Below are 17,123 nucleotides of genomic sequence, written 5' to 3'. Positions count from 1 at the left end.
GTCGCATAGCATTTGATATTTTACCCCATAAAAGCACGTTTAGATTGGATAGGGGTTTTTTGCGCTTTTTTAATGGGGCTTGGCCCCACAACTTATTAGGCTATACAGTAATATATTGACCATGTAGTCGATAAGTGGTATATTTCATATATCGACCGCATGGTCATTTATTTTAGAGATACCTGATCTGTCAGCTCCAGCATCGGCAAGGCAGTGGGTTTCTGACTGCAGCAAACGAAAGGATTATATGTATGAACAGAGAAGAGAAGAACCGTCAGACACGGGCGAAAATTCTGGCAGGCGCAACCGCTGAATTTGCGGCGCATGGATATGAGGCTGCGTCACTGAATACCGTCTGTCTCTCCGGCGGCATTTCCAAGGGGATCATCTATCATTATTTCGAATCCAAGGACGATCTTTATCTGGCCTGTCTGAAGGAATGTTTTCACTCTCTTACAGGATACCTGAAGGATCATCTTACAGGGGAAGCAGAACCGGAGGATCTTCTTACCGCCTATTTCAGCGCACGCCTGGATTTTTTTCAGGCACACGAGGACTATGCCCGTATTTTCTGCGGTGCCGTTATTTTTCCACCGGCCTGTCTGCAGAGCAAAATCGCAGATATCCGGCGGGATTTTGACGAAGTGAATGATAATTACCTGCGCAGGATTCTCAGAAACCGGAAGCTGCGCAGTGATCTCACGGAAGAAGAAATCATAAGAGCTTTTCGCATGATGCAGGATTCACTGAATGCCAGTTACCATCATCCGTCAGAGGGCGGTCTGGATCTGGCGAGACACGAAAAGGATTGCAGAACTCTCGTGAATATCTTCTTGTACGGAATTCTGAAAAGAGAGGAGTAAAGACATGGAGACTCTGGTTATGATTCTTCGCTGGGCAGGGACCCTGGTTCTTGCCTGGCTTTGCGGAAAGCTGATCACAAAAATAAAAATGCCGGCGATTCTGGGATGGCTGATTGCCGGCATGCTGCTCGGTCCCTGCGGAGCGGACCTGCTTTCACAGTCAATTCTGGATACCGGATGGTATAAGATGATGATTATCTGGATGCAGTGCGCGTTTGGACTGATGCTGGGGACGGAACTTATCTGGACGAAAATAGCATCTTATGGGCGGGCGTTAATCATTACGACATTGACGCAGTCCCTCGGAACCTTTGCCATAGTCTCTGTGACCTTCGCTGTGGTGCTTTATTTTGCGGGTGAGCCCGTCTGGCTTGCGCCCGCATTTGGTGGCATCGCTCTTGCCACAGCTCCTGCGCCTGCCTTATCCATTGTCCAGGAATTTCATACGAAAGGCCCAGTTACAGACACGCTGCTTCCCATGGCGGTATTGGATGATATTGTCGGAATTGCCGTCTTCTTTACCGTAAATTCCTTTATTGCCAGCAAAGTTTCCGGCGGAGCAGTGCCTCTGTATATGATTCCTGTCATGATTTTTCTGCCGATCGCGATCGGCATTATAACCGGTGTTCCGGCAGGAATGCTGTTGAAGAAAAAACCGGGAAAGTCCGGAACACTTCTGATTCTACTGGCCGGAATTACGCTTACCGCAGCAATTGGTCTGTTTTTCAACCGGGTGGTTTTTACAAATATCACACTGAATTACATGCTGATGGGAGTATCCTTCTCCGCTGTATTCTCCAACCAGATCCCGCAGAGACAGCTGGAGCAGACAACGGCATGGTTTCATCCCATCCTCGGCGTCAGCCTGCTGGCCGCCATCACCGACCTTGGTGCTCCGCTTGACTATCACCTGATTATGGGAGCGGGGCTCTATACCTTTGTCTACATTGCTTCCCGTGCCTTTGGAAAATATTTCGGTGCAAGAGCAGGTGCCAGGGCAACGCATATGCCGGTCACGGTTCAGAAATATCTTGGGCTCACGCTTCTCCCGCATTCCGGTGTATCTCTGGTGTTTACCGGAATTGTATGCAGTGTTCTCGCGGCTTCCCGGCCCGAGCTCTCATCACTGGTGAAGGGGACCATCGCGGCCGCAGCCGTGATCAATGAGATCATCGCGGTAATCGCGGCAAAAAAGGGCTTTGAACTTGCCGGAGAGACTGAAGCAAAGTCAAAGACCATTCATGCATCTGACAGCACAACGGACAGGACCTCAGGCCCGGTTAACTGACTGTCAGAGGCAAAAGATCGGAGCCGGTATGCCTCTTAACGGCTGTCTAACGGCTGATTTAGCGGTTTTTCTAAGCGACCGGTTTAACGGCTGGTCTAATGACCGGTTTAGCGGCTGGTCCTGCGAAAAACTTTAAAAAAATCCAGAAGATACTGCCGGAGGACCGCATTTTCCGTTTCTTCGCTCCCGTCAGGCTTTGGCCGAAGATCCTCCCACCGGAAGTAGGCGGGCTTTGATTTGTAGTCCATGTAAAAGGCCGGCTCGATCTTACCGGAGAACTGCGGCAGAAAGGTCCCCCTGGCTTTTTGGTAACAGGTTGCCGCCCTGGCTTTTTCCCGATGCTCCGGATCTACATATATCGCAACGTCCCGATGAATTGCCCTGTCCTCATCCGGCAGATAGAAGTAATTCCTGTAATCGGAAAAGAAATGCTTCATCTCCGTCTTTCGTGTGCGGATCAGAAGATCCGCACTCAGCGGATTCTCCCCGCATCCTAAACGGAGAACCGCCCCGTACTCCCGGTCCGCGACCGCAGCCGGAACAGGGAAGGCGTGATCGGCTTTCATGCGGATCCGCAGTGCCTGTCTCTCCGATGGATTCTCCCCGTTCTCTTCAAAGCACGAACCATCTCCGCCAGCCATTGTTTCTCCGGATTCTCCAACCATTGCTTCTCCGGACAGGCAGAAGCCTCCGCCGAAAAAGAGAGGATAGGAGAGTACCGGCAGAATATCCGCCATGCCCGCGACATCGTCATGATTGTGAAGGAAGAGAAGATGCAGCAGCTCCTCATCCCGGCTCTCCAGATAACGCCGGTATACCGGTATCAGATCACCGCCACTTGAGCGATCCTCTCTTTCGACCCCGAGAAATTTCTCCACATCCTTCTGCTTCAGAGAGGGCAGGCCGAGAAACTTCTGAAGAGGACGCACCTCCCGGTAGATATCAACGCTCTCCATCCTCTCAAACGGGTCTGTCAGACCGTAAAACTCACATTTATGCCGGATATACGGAAGATCAAACAAATTGCCATTATAATGCAGAAGCCGCACACTGCCTCCACCTTCTTCGGAATTCCCGTTTTTTTCTTTCCCCTTCAGATCGTGCAGAAAATCTCCGAACATCTGCAGAAGGTTTTTCTCCTCTGAAGGCCTGTCCAGAAACCACTGAACCAGAATCCACTCGCCGCAGCAGCAGTACAGGACACCGATCAGATATACATGAGAGGTTTTCCAGGAAAGTCCCGTCGTCTCTATATCAAACAAAACCACGTCCTCATCCGGAAAATATTCCCGGATCTTTTCCGTCAGATGTTGCTCCGCAGTTTCCTGTCTTTTCCGCATTATCTTCTCCTTTCTGCACAGTTTTTCTCAAGTCAAAACGTCTGTATCCTGCAGTCATATTCCTACATTATAGCTTTCACGCCATCTTGCCGCAAGCGAAGCACGGAGCATTGCACAGCTGTACAGTTTGTAGAGCTGTATCATGAATGAACTAGCTCGCGGATTACTTTTTCATTGAAAACAACGGTTGTTTTACTCCCGTAATGCCGAATCTGCAGATATTTGGCAGCTTTCTCCTGCCCGGAAGCAGAAAGTTCTTCAACAGAAGTTCCGTTTTCCAGCTAACCCTTCAGCATTTTCGCAGCGGGCACAAAATTCCAAAGAAGAGACGTGTAATAATTGTGCTGTCGGCATCTGTTGCAGAACGCATGCCATTCTTACAATGGTGATTACAGCAATAAAAGATACGAAATATGGAGAGAATTCCCGCCGATGGGGTGATGACTCTATGGTGCAATCATACTCTGGCAGTTTTAGCAAAAAGATACATAAAGGAGGCTGAGAAATGACACCAAGGGAAAATGCTATAGCAGTTTACAACAGAGAACAGCCGGATTACTACGGGGATTTGATGGATGCGATTGTATTGCTTCCGGATCCGGTACTGATGCGGGATATCCCGCCGCAGGATGGGAAAATTCATCCGGATTCCTGGGGAGTCCCCTACGTCTGGAAACCGGGTGCGCCGGGGGCTCATCCGTATATCACTCCCGATAATGTGGTCATTAAGGATATCGAAAACTGGGACCGCTATGTCAACGTGCCGTCTCTGGAAAATCTGGACTGGGGGCCTGCGCAGAAAGTGGCCGAGGGAGTTGACCGGAAAGAAAAATTTGTCGGAATAATGTTCGGAGGAGGACTGTTTGAGAGGTCGCATTTCCTTCTTGGTATGGAAAATGCCCTGATGGATTATCTGGAATATCCGGATGAGATGAAGGAACTGCTGTCCGTCATCAAGGATTTCAAAATTGCCTACATCAGGCAGATGGCGGAAAAGGTTCACCCGGATATCATTTTCTATCATGATGACTGGGGCTCCAAGCAGAATGTCTTTCTGCCTCCGGCTGTCTGGAGAAACATCATAAAACCTCTGCAGCAGGAAATTTCCGACGCGATCCATGACTGCGGCATGATTTACATGCACCATGCAGACTGCATCTGCCAGCCTCTGGTGACCGACATGGTAGATCTGGGCATTGATATCTGGCAGGGAGTCATTGCGCAGAATGACATTGTTAAAATCCAGCAGATTACGGAGGGCAAACTTGCCATGGTCGGCGGGGTGGACGGCCCTGCCATAGATGTGGATGGCATCTCGGAAGAGGCAATCCGGCAGGAAGTCAGAAGAGCGATTGATGAATACTGTCCTGCCGGGCGGTTCTATCCGTCCATTCCGAACGGCGTCTGCTTCCGGGAATGGAATAACCAAATCTATCGTGATGAGCTGGAAAAATACGGACGAAGGTATGCGCAGGAGCACCCTGTTACATAAACGTGGGCTAAAAAAGCATGTGTCAGATATCCGTCAGACCGTCTGGTTTACAGCATCCGGATGGATAGAGGGAGAGTCTTGGTACAATTTTGGTGCGGCAGAAGCAGCAAAGATTGTGCCGACAGGACATTTTCGCAGCAGGGGACAAGAGGTATGACACAATCATTGATGTATTTATCGATATGATCTACCAATACGGGATCCTTCGCAGATGAACTGATCATCTAGAAACTCATATAAAATCTGATAAAATCACTATGGGGCTGTTTCATAAATGAACTATACAATCGAATAAAGTGATGATATGGCTGTCATGCTGGGTTTATATTTACACACCTGGTATGGGGGCCTTTCTTTTTTGCTTTTTCTGTTATGCTCATATATAGGAGTAATGTGCGTTTTTTGTCCTAACGGAAGAAGAATGCTGTCAAAAGAGAATCCGAGATCGAAGGCAACAAAAAAACGCAGCTTAAGAGAAAGTCGTGTAGAGTATACAATCGTGAAACATCCCTGTACGGTTTGTGGCACGGTTTACAAAATCCTCCGTTTCGTGGTAATATGATTGAAATATGGGGCACTCTGTACCAGGGATAGAATTTCTGAAAGGCACACGCGCATGATAGGATTTCTGAAAGGCACAATTGAAGAAACAGGCCCGGATTACGTCGTCATAGACAATCACGGGATCGGCTGGATCGTTTATGTACCGGCAGCCCTCATCGACCGGGATCTCCGCACAGGAGATGACGTGAAGCTGTACACCCATATGGCCGTCCGCGAAGACGCGGTGACTCTCTACGGGTTCTTCACAAGAGATGATCTCGAGGTCTTCCGGCTCCTGTTAAATGTCAGCGGAATCGGTCCGAGGGGAGCTCTCGGCGTTCTCTCCACCATGACATCAGACAATCTGCGCTTTGCGGTGCTCGCCGACGATGCTGCCGCGATTGCGAAGGCGCCGGGCATCGGAAAAAAGACCGCCCAGAAGCTCATACTGGAATTGAAGGACAAGTTCCGTCTTGACGAAGCCTTTGAGAAAAAGCTTGCACACGGGGCGGAAGCGGACAGTACCGCTGAGCCCGGTTCCGGCGGACAGTCCGCCGCTGCGGATGATGCCGTGCAGGCACTTGTCGCTCTCGGCTACTCGGGAGCCGAGGCCCTGCAGGCTGTTCGAAAGGCAGCCACCGATGAAAGCATGGACTCTGAAGCCATCCTGAAGGCAGCCCTGAAATTTTTATTCTGACCTGCGTTCTGTCCGCTCTCTCAACGGCGCGCATCTGCCGCAGAGACAGCTGCTGAATTTTTTATTCTGACCTGCATTCTATCCGCTCCGCGACAGGCCGCAGATCCGCCCATGTACAGGATTGCGGGAGCACAGCAGCACGGAACGATCTGTAACTGACATTATTAGTGGTGTAATACATCATTCAGGTATTTATGGAAAAACGAATCATACAAACCGAGGCGCAGCAGGAGGATGAACCGGTAGAGAAAAGTCTCCGTCCGCAGCGTCTCGACGAATATATCGGCCAGGAAAAGGCCAAAAACAATCTTCGGATTTATATACAGGCCGCCCGGCAGAGAGGCGACGTTCTGGACCATGTCCTGTTTTACGGTCCGCCCGGCCTCGGAAAAACCACTCTTGCGGGTATTATTGCTAATGAAATGGGCACGCATATGAAGGTAACGTCCGGACCGGCAATTGAAAAGCCGGGAGAGATGGCCGCGATCCTGAACAATCTGCAGGAGGGTGACATCCTGTTTGTCGACGAGATTCACCGCCTGAACCGGCAGGTGGAGGAAGTCCTCTATCCGGCGATGGAGGATTACGCCATCGATATTATGATCGGTAAGGGTTCCTCCGCCCGGTCCATAAGGCTCGATCTCCCGAAATTCACCCTGGTGGGTGCCACGACAAGAGCAGGACTCCTGACCGCGCCCCTGAGGGATCGATTCGGCGTGATCCAGCACATGGAATTCTATACCGTTGATGAGCTCAGTGAGATCATCCTTCACTCCTCGCGGATTCTGAACGTTGAGATCGACGATGAAGGCGCGCACGAGCTTGCCAGACGATCACGCGGAACCCCGCGGATTGCCAACCGTCTTCTGAAACGTGTCCGGGATTTCGCAATGGTTCAGTATGACGGAAGGATCACCGCGGATGTCGCGAATATGGCGCTGAATCTTCTGGAGGTGGACCGGTACGGGTTGGACCGCACCGACCGCAAGCTGCTGACCACAATCATCGACAAGTTCAAGGGAGGACCGGTAGGCCTGGATACGCTCGCCGCTGCCATCGGCGAAGATTCCGGCACCATCGAGGATGTCTACGAACCGTATCTGATCAAGAATGGTTTTCTCAACCGGACACACAGCGGAAGAGTGGCGACCGAGCTTGCCTACCACCATCTCGGGATAGATATCCCCGAGAACTAAGGCACAGCGCAGATTCATCAGAGAAGAAGCGCAGACATACCAGGTGAGGAAGATGCACCGCGGATGTGACAGAAGAGGAATCTGCACCGCAGATACAGCAAATCTGTCAAAAGAACAATCCGCAGCACAGATACACCGGAAGCGGAAACCGGATCGCCTGCATCCGGCAGAATCCGTATTTATAACATATAGACAATACAGATACAGAGGGATAAACATATGGCGGAAAAGCATTCAGTAAAGGTTCTGATTGACGGAAAGGCAATTACTCTTTCCGGTTACGAGAGTGAGGAATACCTGCAGAGAGTTGCATTCTATCTCAACAACAAGATCGCCGAGCTCAGCTCCATCAGCGGCTACGGCCGCCTGACACAGGATACGAAATCCATGCTTCTCGAGTTCAACATCGCAGATGACTACTTCAAGGCAAAATCCCAGGTAGATTCTATGGAGCAGGATCTCGAGAACAAGGACCAGAGCACCTACGATATCAAGCACGACCTCGTGGCGGCACAGATGGAAATTGAAAGGCTCAAGAAGGAAAATGCAAGACTTCGTGAAAGCAGAAGCAATGACAGTACCCGCAAATAAGCGAGAGATGACCGAAAGGATTTCCGGTGGAAGAAAGGCAGGCATCCCCGCCGTTCAAACAGAGCTTCTGGCCCCTGCCGGTTCTGTCGAAGCTCTGAAGGCCGCCTACATTGCAGGAGCCGACGCCGTATACATCGGAGGCAGCCGGTTCGGCGCGAGAGCGTATGCCGACAATCCCGGTGAAACCGAGCTCTGTGAAGCCATTGACCTTGCACACAGGCTCGGAAAAAAGCTCTACATGACCGTCAACACTCTGGTCAAGGATTCCGAGATGGAAAAAGACCTCGAAGACTTCATGAAACCATATGTGGAGGAGGGGCTTGACGGGGTCATTGTACAGGATTTCGGCGTCATCGATCTTTTTCAGCATGTATTTCCGGATCTTCCCCTCCATGCCAGCACGCAAATGACGGTGACCGGTGTTCACGGTGCTGCCTTCCTGAAGGAGATCGGCATGTCCAGAATCGTCCCCGCAAGGGAACTCTCTCTGGAAGAGATCCGTCTCATTCACGACAAGACCGGTATGGAGATCGAGAGCTTTATCCACGGAGCGATGTGTTACAGCTATTCCGGCCAGTGCCTGATGAGCAGCCTTATCGGAGGCCGCAGCGGAAACCGGGGCAGATGTGCCGGTGTCTGCCGCCTTCCTTTCGAAGTCTATGAAGACGGAAAGCTCCTCACCGGGAAGAACACCAGATATCCGCTGAACATGAAGGATATGAACACAGTTAAGATTCTCCCGGATCTCATCCGCGCGGGTATTTCTTCCTTTAAAATAGAAGGCCGCATGAAAAAACCGGAGTACACCGCCGGCGTCGTGCAGGTCTACCGCAAATACATCGACCGCTTCCTCTCGGATCCGGACCACTACCGCATAGACAGCGAAGACCTGGAGTTTCTATGGAATCTCTTCAACCGCGACGGCTTTCATCCCGGCTGTTATCTGCAGCGAAACGGCAGGGATATGATTGCCCTCAAAAATGAAAAGCTGAGCGATGTCCGTCAGAAGGCCGCTCAGCAGCTGACCGGACGAATCCGCGCCGATCTCAGCACCCGCGAGGCTGCCCACAGGCTGCAGACTCCTGTCGCCGCAAGGCTCAGACTCACTGTAGACGAAGGCGCCGTTCTTGATCTGTCATGGTCAGCGGACCAGACGCCCCGTTTCCCTGCCGGCCCGGATTTTTCCGGGAAAATTGTCTCCGGCGAAACCGGATCTGTTCATGTCCGGATTCAAAAAGGCGGAGTACAGATCGCAGAAAACCGTCCGGTCACCGAAGAGCGAATTCTCGCGCAAATGAACAAGACCGGTAACAGCCCTTTCTATTTTCAGGATCTGCGTCTGAAAGCGGAGAAGAATCTCTTCGTTCCGATGCAGCTGTTAAACGAGCTTCGGAGAGAGGGTTTTTCTGCGCTTTCCGAAAAAATCCGCGAGACATACCGCCGCAGCGCCCCGGCTGTTTCAAATACATCAAGGGATTTCTTCCGTACAGATACAGATGCTGCGGAGCCAGGGCGGACCTGCTGTACCGCATCCGTCAGCACCGTGGAACAGCTCCGTGCTCTTCTGGACGTAAAGGGTCTCTCCGCACTCTGGCTCGACGCCGAGATGTTCCTTGGAGACAACGCACACTCCGGATTTCTGTCAGAAGCAGTACGGAGGACACAGGAATCCGGAAAGTCCGCCTTTCTGATGCTCCCCTATGTGATGCGAAAAGACAGCGAAGCGTCGCTGACCTCCCTTGTCCGTGCATATATGTCCTTGTTCCCGGAATCCACGGCTGCGTCTTCCTGTGCCATTCTGGTGCGAAACCTCGAGGAGCTCGGCCTGCTCCGCTTCCTTGGTCTTACCGGATGTACGGTGGCAGACGCCGGAATCTACACGATGAATACGCGGGCAGAAGATTTCCTGGCCCGCTGGGGATATTCCCGCAACACGGCCTCCCTCGAACTCAATTACCGGGAACTTCAAAAAAGATATAACCGCACGAGCGAAATCATTGTATACGGCCGCGCTCCGATGATGCTGTCGGCTCACTGCCTGAAGAAGACAATGGACCGCTGCACTCATTCCGATGCGCGTCTTGTTCTGAAGGACAGAAAGGGAGCCAGGTTCCCCGCGGAATGTCACTGCGTTTCCTGCTACAATATCATCTACAACAGTCTGCCTTCCTCGCTGTTAAAAGAGCATCTGAGCGACGGCAGAGATTCCTTATCCCCGCTGGACAGGCTGCATTTTCGATCCTTCCGTCTGCAGTTTACAGATGAAAGCGGTCCGCTCGCCTCGAAAATCGCGACCGCCTTCCTTGAACGGCGTGATCTTCCGGATATCGAAACCACACGTGGACATTTCCGCCGCGGTGTAGAGTAGGCGTAAATGGCAGAAGACAGAAAGATCCCCACAATATGAGGTGTCCGTTTCATGGTAAAAATATTAGTACAGGTATCGAAATACGTTCTTCTTCTGATCATGATTTTTTTCACGGTGGAAACCTTCATGGTCCTCAAGAGGAAATCAGATGAGGCACGGCGCCGGATCATGCGAAACCAGATCTGGCTCATGGTTCTTTTCAACACTGTCAGCTATGTCATCATGTACCTTCAGTCCGAGGAGCCTTATATGATCCTCATGCTGATCTGTGTGATCGGATATATCCTGGTGGTTCAGATTTTATACCGGATTATATACCGGAAGGCCTCCCTCATTCTGTTGAATACAATGTGCATGATCCTGACCGTCGGGCTTGTCATGCAGTCAAGGCTTGGAATCGATAATGCCAGAAAGCAGTTCATCATCGCCGCGTTTGCCACGATGGTCTGCTTCATTATCCCGGTCTTTGTCCGGAGAGTCCGCTGGGTTTCAAAGCTCACATGGCTCTACGGCATTGTGGGCATCCTGCTGCTCGGAGCGGTTCTGGCACTCGGCCGGGTTACCGGCGGCGCTAACCTCAACCTGAACATCGGAGGCATTTCCTTCCAGTTTTCCGAGTTTGTCAAGATCAGTGTCGTTCTGTTCATGGCTGGCATGCTTCAGAAGCGCACCGACTTTAAGCAGGTCGTCATCACCACGATCGTGGTCGCGATCCATGTCGGGATTCTGGCGCTGTCCGCCGATCTTGGCGCTGCGCTTGTATATTTTGTCGCGTATATCGTCATGGTTTACGTCGCCACCAGGAATCCCGGCTACATAGCTCTCGGTCTGGGAGGCATGGCAGGCGCATGTGTCGTAGCCTACCGCCGTTTTGAGCATGTCCGCGTCCGGGTACAGGTCTGGAAGGATCCGTTCTCCGACTATGAAGGCACCGGATATCAGATTATCCAGGCACTCTTCGGTGTCTGCGCGGGCGGATGGTTCGGCACCGGCCTGTTCAACGGTCATCCGGAGATGATTCCTCTCGCGTATGAGGATTTCACCTTTGCAGCTATCTGTGAGGAATTCGGGATCATTTTTTCCATCTGCCTGATCCTCCTCTGCATGGGAATGTATCTGCTGATCGTAAACATCGCTCTCCGCCTTGACCGGCCCTTCTATAAGCTGGTCGCGATCGGATTCGGTACGGAATATGCCTTTCAGGTATTCCTGACGATCGGCGGCACGACAAAATTCATCCCGATGACAGGCATCACGCTTCCGCTGGTCAGCTACGGAGGAAGTTCACTGATGTGCACAATTGCCATGATATCCATCATCCAGGGACTGTACATCATGAGAAAGGACGAGGACGAAGAACTTGAGGAAGAAAGACGAGAGAGGATACGGAGAAACAGAGAGCTCCAGAGGCAGCCGCAGAACCGGGATCAGGGATTCCGGCCGCAGCAGTACCGGCCGGAGCAGCCGTTCCGACCGGAACAGCAGTATGAACAGCAGCCGTACAGACCGCAGGGACAATCCGGACAGGTACGACAGGACACCGGAGACCTCGAACGAAAGATCGAAGAACAGACAAAAGAAGATCTCGCGCTCCGCAATCATTAGGCCCTACCGGATTGTGTCTTTCGTCTCCCTTGCGCTTTTTGCGTCTCTGATCGTCTACATGGTATACTTTCAGATCAACGACAGTGATGCCCTGCTGAACAGCCCATACAATAAACGGCAGGAGGAAGCGGCACAGGAGATCATCCGCGGATCCATTCTGGCGGATGATGGCACAACTGCCCTGGCAAGAACTGACACGGCAGACGACGGTACAGAAACCAGAGTCTATCCCTATGGCTCACTGTTTGCCCAGTCAGTCGGTTACTCCGTCTACGGAGGAAGCGGGCTGGAATCGACCCACAACAACGATCTGATCCAGTCTCACTCCGGCATCGTCACCCAGATGGAAAACGATCTGAACGAGCAGAAGAAGGCAGGCGACAACATCGTGACGACCTTCAATGTGCCCCTTCAGCAGGCAGCAGCCGCTGCGATGGGTGACAATTCGGGAGCAGTAATCGCCATGGATGTCGATACCGGAAGCGTCCTCGTGGATTACAGCAGCCCGACCTATGATCCGAACACCGTCGAGGAGAACTGGGACACCCTGACGAATTCCGACAACGGCATCTTCCTGAATCGCGCAACCCAGGGACTTTATCCGCCGGGCTCCACCTTCAAGATCGTCACCGCGCTCGCGTACCTGCGGCAGAATGGCAGCTTCGACAATTTTTCCTACAACTGCACCGGAACATACGAAAACGCAGGTTTCACGATACATTGCTACAACTACGAGGCGCATGGGCAGGAGACCTTTGCCAGCGCGTTTGCAAATTCGTGTAACTGTGCCTTCGCCTACATGAGTCAGAACGACATCGACAAATCCACCTTACGGCAGACTGCCGATGATTTCGGTCTGAATCAGGCGGTTGATACCGATCTTGATGTCACAACAAGTACCTTCACGCTGGATTCCAGCACACCGGACCAGCTGACCATGCAGACCGCGATCGGACAGGGCGACACCAGAGTCACGCCGCTTCAGATGTGCATGATCGGGCAGGCTGTTGCCAATAAAGGCGTGATGCTGAAGCCCTATTTTGTAAAGAGCGTTGTAAGCGCTGAGGGAAGAACGGTAAAAACCACACAGACCACAACCTTAAAGCAGGTCATGGACGCGGGACAGGCTGCAAACCTGACGGAAGCGATGAGAGGCGTTGTGCAGGGCGGAACCGGAACTGCCATCGCCGACCTTCCCTATGACATTGTCGGAAAGACCGGAACCGCCGAATACGACAGTGCGGGTGACTCCCACTCCTGGTTTGTTGGTTTCTCCAACACCGGGAATAATGATATCGTGGTCTGCGCCATTGTGGAAAACGGAGGAGACGGCACAGCCCCTGCAATCAATGTCGTCCGCCAGGTATTCGCCACATATTTCGGAAGCGAAAGCTAAACGGGATCTGTCGGAATCAGACGGAATCCGGCACTCCCGCATTTTATATCCTTCCTTGCGAACGGCGCACAACTGTCGTATACTAATCATAATTATGGGAGGATAAAACACATGATAAATGCGGTCAGCTGCGGAGGAATCGTCATCTTCCGGGGAAAAATCCTCGTCCTGTATAAAAATTTCAAAGGTCGCTATGAAGGCTGGGTTCTCCCAAAGGGTACTGTCGAACAGGGAGAATCGTTCACAGATACGGCTCTTCGGGAAGTTCGTGAAGAATCCGGGGCAAAGGCTACAATCATGAAATATATCGGAACGAGCCACTATACATTTGAGGTTCCGGAGGGAGCGGTAGACAAACAGGTCCACTGGTATCTGATGATGGGAAGCAGTTATTACAGCAAGCCGCAGTGGGAGGAATATTTCATCGATTCCGGATATTACAAATACCACGAGGCCTATCATCTGCTGAAATTCACGAATGAGCGCCAGATCCTCGAAAAGGGATACAGCACTTACATGGAGATGAAGAAATCAGGATTATGGGTACCCAAAAAGTAAAATTTTCAGGCAAACTGTATCTCGGCACACGGGCGGAGGAACAGGAAGCGAAAATCCGCCGCGCGCTCCGAAAGGGTGCCTGGTTTCCCGGATTGTTTCTGATCACTTACCCTCTGAACGAGGCGGAGCAGCTGGATATCATTGAGGCAAAATATCTTAGAAATGATATCATCCTGCGTACGCTTCCGCCGGTAGTAGGCCTGGCAGTCGGAAAGCGCGAGGCATGCGAGGTCATCGCGCAGATCGCCAGAGATACGTTTCAGGCGACCGGATCATGTGATATGAAATCCTATCTGAGGCAGACGGATGCTCCCGGAATGTGCACCCGGAGCAGAAGCATATCCTGAATCTCCGGACCAGGACACAGCTGCCGCGCACTGAGACGCAGTTGCCGCAGACTGACGCACAGATGTCGCTCACTGCGACACAGTTGTCGCAGCTGACACGGACAGAAAGATAGAGGAGGAAGGATGCTGTCAGTTTTTCTTCACATTCTGTCAACGATTGGTATCATTCTGCTGTGGATAATCGGGATTATTCTTGTCCTCATCCTTCTCCTGCTTTTCACCCCCTTTTTATACCGGGTGAAACTGAAGAAGCACGGAGACGAAATCCGCGCAGACGCAAAGGTCTGGTGGCTGTTTCACTTCTTCCATGCTGACCTTCATTTCAGACGAAGCGGCGGAAGCAGCACGCACAGCGGGGAGATACGAATTCTCGGGATTCCACTCCTGAAGCTGATCAACAGAAGAAAAGAGAAAAGGAATCACCAATCAACAGAAACAAAGGAAGCCACCGGGGCCGGTGCGAAAACATTCCGCAGTGCCTCTGAGGCCAGGGGAGAGACCTGGTCCGCGGCAAAGAAACAGCCGACGGTAAGTCCCGGTCAATGGAAATACATGCCCGACAGGAGCACCGAAGAAAACGCTGCGGCACTCGATATAGAGGTGGCTGCAAGTGAAACGCCTGGTCCGCTCGCCCGGTTCGGAGCGCGGATCAGCAGTCTGTTCTGCCGGATTCGAAAGGCCATCCGCCGGTTTTTCACCTCTGCAGGGGAAGCTCTCCGGAAAATCCGTCATTTTCTGAACATCGCGGCGGACTGGATCGACTACCTGGAATCGGAATCCTTCTACTGCTTCAAGGAAATGGCACTGAAGCAGATCGGAGCTCTGCTTCATCATATTCTTCCGCGGAGGATTGACGGGTACGCCGAATTTGGCACGGACGATCCGGCACTGACCGGACAGCTTCTCGGCATCTTCGCGATTTTTTATCCGAAGATACCGGGCAGCCTGCAGATTCGGCCGGATTTTCAACAGAAAATCCTTGAGGCAGATATGGATCTTCGAGGTCATATCATTCTGATTGTACCACTCGTGCGAATTCTCAGAATCGTCACCGCCAGAGAATTCCGGATCCTGATGCGGCGGATCCGCCGCAAGGGGTCCTCTCAAGCGGATACAAGCGAGGGAAAACCGGATACCGGTCGCAAAAAGAGAAAAGGCATCATCCCTCGCAGAAAGAGGGCTGCCTGATTGCGATTCAGCTGCTGCACCGACAGACAGGAGGACAGCCTGCAGAGTCTTCAAATGATTTTGCATAACACCCGGCCATACAGTCTCCACGCTGTCATGCCCAACCAGGCAGCAGTAGTTTTAAACCAGGCAGTAGTTTTCATATTTAAAAAAACACCCGGCCGTACAGGGCCGTCATAACGGGAATTCCGAAACAAATCGGACAGGCAGCCCGCCGCCGGCAGGGATCTGAAATAACAACGGACTACAGGAGGAATACGGATTATGTCAGACAAGAAGAACAGCTTCGAAAATAATGTTGACTCGCTTTTCAAGGGACTGAATAACTTCCTTACCACGAAGGCAGTTGTCGGCCAGCCCGTTCCGGTCGGCGACAGCATCATGATTCCCCTCTCAGAGGTTTCCTTCGGTATGGGTGCCGGCGCTTTCAGCAACAATTCCAAGGATAACGGCGGCGGCGCGGCAGGCGCCAAGATGGTCCCGGCCGCTGTACTGATGGTAGCGAAGGACGGCACCACAAAGCTGATCAGCATGAAGAGCCAGGATGCTGTTTCCAAGATTATTGATATGGCCCCGGACATCGTGACCAAGATCAGGGAAGCTGTCGGTAAGGATGACAGCGGATCCTCCGCCGGAGAATCGGACGCAGAAGAATAAGCCTGGAATATCCCGGAAGGATTAACTTCTATCCCGATGCAGACGGGATGAAACTTTGAACTTCAGTTCACGTTCCAAAAGCTTGGTTCAAAAAAGTTCTTGCGAAATCTCTTGCGAAATCTTTAAAAAGTTCTTGCAAAGAACGGGACCTTCTGATACAATATCTGAGTGTTGTAAGCCGTTGTATAAGATTCGGCTTTAGTTTGTGGTTAAGGAGGTGTGATCATGGCAAAATGTGCTATTTGCGATAAGGCTGTTTACTTTGGCAATAATGTAAGCCATTCTCATAGAAGATCAAATCATATGTGGAAAGCTAACGTTAAGGCTGTACGTGTAAAGACACCACAGGGTACAAAGAAGATGTACGTTTGTACCAGCTGCCTGAGAAGCGGTGCTGTAGAGCGTGCCTGAAGTCACGACTCCATAAGAAGAAAACATCCGGGAGCTATGCGGAAATACAAAAGTGTTTCTGCATAGCTTTTTTCTATTTCATAATCCTCTATTGGATTGGTATTATTTTCTATTTAGTGATATGATAGAATCACTATGGTGTGTAAAGCGCCGAATGATCTGAAATCAACCTTTTGACAGATCCGTCATGATATAACCAAATAATCATATACAAGGAGGAACCGAATGAGCAAAACGAAGTCCTGGAACGACAATTGGGTGTACAAAATACAGCCGTGGGGCCTTACCGACCCGTCAACCGTTATAACCGGAGAAACCATCACACTACCTCACACCTGGTATAAGGACGATGATTACTATAGAGGCGAAGGCGTATATCAGAAAATCTTTCCTTATACGCCTGCGAAAGAGAGAGTCTTTGTAAAATTTCACGGCGTTGACAAAATCTGCAAGGTGTTTATAAACGGGGCACAATGCTCATGTACGGTAAGGAAGCAAGCAACCGAAAACAAGAGATAGACCGCCAGCACTACACTATTCCGAACCAAAGACCAAAAGATAAGCATTGTGGGAAAATCTAAAC

At 51.3% G+C, this 17,123-nt stretch carries 16 protein-coding genes; 15 read left to right on the top strand and 1 reads right to left on the bottom strand.

What is annotated here, in order from left to right:
- The first annotated feature begins 251 nt into the window (after window positions 1–251).
- Together ACTQ3A_RS13290 and ACTQ3A_RS13285 are read left to right on the top strand one after the other, a co-directional pair.
- On the top strand, window positions 252–863 hold the full coding sequence (locus ACTQ3A_RS13290) for a TetR/AcrR family transcriptional regulator (RefSeq protein ID WP_441495124.1): 612 nt from the start codon (window positions 252–254) through the stop codon (window positions 861–863).
- Window positions 864–867: 4 nt separating this feature from the next.
- Window positions 868–2,151: a cation:proton antiporter gene (locus tag ACTQ3A_RS13285; RefSeq protein WP_441495125.1), complete on the top strand. Its 1,284-nt coding sequence runs from the start codon at window positions 868–870 to the stop codon at window positions 2,149–2,151.
- Between the two features lie 107 nt (window positions 2,152–2,258).
- Here ACTQ3A_RS13285 and ACTQ3A_RS13280 read toward each other — a convergent pair whose 3' ends face one another.
- The gene (locus ACTQ3A_RS13280) at window positions 2,259–3,491 is read right to left on the bottom strand and encodes a ribonuclease H-like domain-containing protein (protein WP_441495126.1); all 1,233 of its coding nucleotides are present in this window, start codon (window positions 3,489–3,491) and stop codon (window positions 2,259–2,261) included.
- A gap of 505 nt (window positions 3,492–3,996) precedes the next feature.
- Between ACTQ3A_RS13280 and ACTQ3A_RS13275 the strand changes: the two genes are divergently transcribed.
- The 13 genes from ACTQ3A_RS13275 (at window position 3,997) to ACTQ3A_RS13215 (ending at window position 17,059) form a co-directional block, all read left to right on the top strand.
- Entirely contained in the window at window positions 3,997–4,983 is a 987-nt protein-coding gene (locus ACTQ3A_RS13275; protein WP_441495127.1) for a uroporphyrinogen decarboxylase family protein, read from the top strand.
- Between the two features lie 616 nt (window positions 4,984–5,599).
- Window positions 5,600–6,223, top strand: a complete 624-nt coding sequence (gene ruvA, locus ACTQ3A_RS13270) for a Holliday junction branch migration protein RuvA (RefSeq protein ID WP_441495128.1) — start codon at window positions 5,600–5,602, stop codon at window positions 6,221–6,223.
- A 194-nt stretch (window positions 6,224–6,417) separates the two neighbouring features.
- Window positions 6,418–7,419, top strand: coding sequence for a Holliday junction branch migration DNA helicase RuvB (gene ruvB, locus ACTQ3A_RS13265; protein ID WP_441495129.1), 1,002 nt, complete (start codon window positions 6,418–6,420; stop codon window positions 7,417–7,419).
- 219 nt (window positions 7,420–7,638) lie between these two features.
- Window positions 7,639–8,010: a cell division protein ZapA gene (locus ACTQ3A_RS13260; RefSeq protein ID WP_441100368.1), complete on the top strand. Its 372-nt coding sequence runs from the start codon at window positions 7,639–7,641 to the stop codon at window positions 8,008–8,010.
- A 7-nt stretch (window positions 8,011–8,017) separates the two neighbouring features.
- Window positions 8,018–10,378 (top strand): peptidase U32 family protein, encoded by a 2,361-nt coding sequence (locus ACTQ3A_RS13255; RefSeq protein ID WP_441495135.1) that lies wholly within the window; start codon window positions 8,018–8,020, stop codon window positions 10,376–10,378.
- A 51-nt stretch (window positions 10,379–10,429) separates the two neighbouring features.
- Entirely contained in the window at window positions 10,430–11,983 is a 1,554-nt protein-coding gene (locus tag ACTQ3A_RS13250; RefSeq protein ID WP_441100367.1) for an FtsW/RodA/SpoVE family cell cycle protein, read from the top strand.
- Window positions 11,865–13,379 (top strand): peptidoglycan D,D-transpeptidase FtsI family protein, encoded by a 1,515-nt coding sequence (locus ACTQ3A_RS13245; RefSeq protein ID WP_441495340.1) that lies wholly within the window; start codon window positions 11,865–11,867, stop codon window positions 13,377–13,379. Before ACTQ3A_RS13250 ends, ACTQ3A_RS13245 begins: the two co-directional genes overlap by 119 nt.
- A gap of 111 nt (window positions 13,380–13,490) precedes the next feature.
- Entirely contained in the window at window positions 13,491–13,937 is a 447-nt protein-coding gene (locus tag ACTQ3A_RS13240; protein ID WP_441495130.1) for an NUDIX hydrolase, read from the top strand.
- Complete coding sequence (locus ACTQ3A_RS13235) at window positions 13,919–14,284, top strand: hypothetical protein (RefSeq protein ID WP_441495131.1); 366 nt, start codon at window positions 13,919–13,921, stop codon at window positions 14,282–14,284. The genes ACTQ3A_RS13240 and ACTQ3A_RS13235 overlap by 19 nt, the downstream gene beginning before the upstream one ends.
- Window positions 14,285–14,407: 123 nt before the next feature.
- Complete coding sequence (locus tag ACTQ3A_RS13230) at window positions 14,408–15,472, top strand: DUF2953 domain-containing protein (RefSeq protein ID WP_441495132.1); 1,065 nt, start codon at window positions 14,408–14,410, stop codon at window positions 15,470–15,472.
- A gap of 264 nt (window positions 15,473–15,736) precedes the next feature.
- Complete coding sequence (locus ACTQ3A_RS13225; RefSeq protein ID WP_441495133.1) at window positions 15,737–16,129, top strand: GerW family sporulation protein; 393 nt, start codon at window positions 15,737–15,739, stop codon at window positions 16,127–16,129.
- A 225-nt stretch (window positions 16,130–16,354) separates the two neighbouring features.
- Window positions 16,355–16,540 carry a 50S ribosomal protein L28 gene (gene rpmB, locus ACTQ3A_RS13220; protein ID WP_441100361.1) on the top strand — a complete coding sequence of 62 codons (186 nt, stop codon included), beginning with the start codon at window positions 16,355–16,357 and terminating at the stop codon, window positions 16,538–16,540.
- 225 nt (window positions 16,541–16,765) lie between these two features.
- A complete protein-coding gene (locus ACTQ3A_RS13215; RefSeq protein ID WP_441495134.1) occupies window positions 16,766–17,059 on the top strand; it encodes a hypothetical protein in 294 nt (97 codons plus the stop codon).
- The last annotated feature ends 64 nt before the right edge of the window (window positions 17,060–17,123 follow it).

Origin of the sequence: Bilifractor sp. LCP21S3_F8 (genome assembly GCF_052117805.1) — a bacterium.
Taxonomy (GTDB): Bacteria; Bacillota; Clostridia; order Lachnospirales; family Lachnospiraceae; genus Bilifractor.
This window is presented reverse-complemented; position numbering and strand designations above follow the sequence as displayed.

Coding starts and splice junctions, on each gene's coding strand:
- ACTQ3A_RS13290 (WP_441495124.1), top strand. CDS start 252: ATGAACAGAGAAGAGAAGAACCGTCAGACACGGGCGAAAATTCTGGCA.
- ACTQ3A_RS13285 (WP_441495125.1), top strand. CDS start 868: ATGGAGACTCTGGTTATGATTCTTCGCTGGGCAGGGACCCTGGTTCTT.
- ACTQ3A_RS13280 (WP_441495126.1), bottom strand. CDS start 3,491: ATGCGGAAAAGACAGGAAACTGCGGAGCAACATCTGACGGAAAAGATC.
- ACTQ3A_RS13275 (WP_441495127.1), top strand. CDS start 3,997: ATGACACCAAGGGAAAATGCTATAGCAGTTTACAACAGAGAACAGCCG.
- ruvA (WP_441495128.1), top strand. CDS start 5,600: ATGATAGGATTTCTGAAAGGCACAATTGAAGAAACAGGCCCGGATTAC.
- ruvB (WP_441495129.1), top strand. CDS start 6,418: ATGGAAAAACGAATCATACAAACCGAGGCGCAGCAGGAGGATGAACCG.
- ACTQ3A_RS13260 (WP_441100368.1), top strand. CDS start 7,639: ATGGCGGAAAAGCATTCAGTAAAGGTTCTGATTGACGGAAAGGCAATT.
- ACTQ3A_RS13255 (WP_441495135.1), top strand. CDS start 8,018: ATGACCGAAAGGATTTCCGGTGGAAGAAAGGCAGGCATCCCCGCCGTT.
- ACTQ3A_RS13250 (WP_441100367.1), top strand. CDS start 10,430: ATGGTAAAAATATTAGTACAGGTATCGAAATACGTTCTTCTTCTGATC.
- ACTQ3A_RS13245 (WP_441495340.1), top strand. CDS start 11,865: ATGAACAGCAGCCGTACAGACCGCAGGGACAATCCGGACAGGTACGAC.
- ACTQ3A_RS13240 (WP_441495130.1), top strand. CDS start 13,491: ATGATAAATGCGGTCAGCTGCGGAGGAATCGTCATCTTCCGGGGAAAA.
- ACTQ3A_RS13235 (WP_441495131.1), top strand. CDS start 13,919: ATGGGTACCCAAAAAGTAAAATTTTCAGGCAAACTGTATCTCGGCACA.
- ACTQ3A_RS13230 (WP_441495132.1), top strand. CDS start 14,408: ATGCTGTCAGTTTTTCTTCACATTCTGTCAACGATTGGTATCATTCTG.
- ACTQ3A_RS13225 (WP_441495133.1), top strand. CDS start 15,737: ATGTCAGACAAGAAGAACAGCTTCGAAAATAATGTTGACTCGCTTTTC.
- rpmB (WP_441100361.1), top strand. CDS start 16,355: ATGGCAAAATGTGCTATTTGCGATAAGGCTGTTTACTTTGGCAATAAT.
- ACTQ3A_RS13215 (WP_441495134.1), top strand. CDS start 16,766: ATGAGCAAAACGAAGTCCTGGAACGACAATTGGGTGTACAAAATACAG.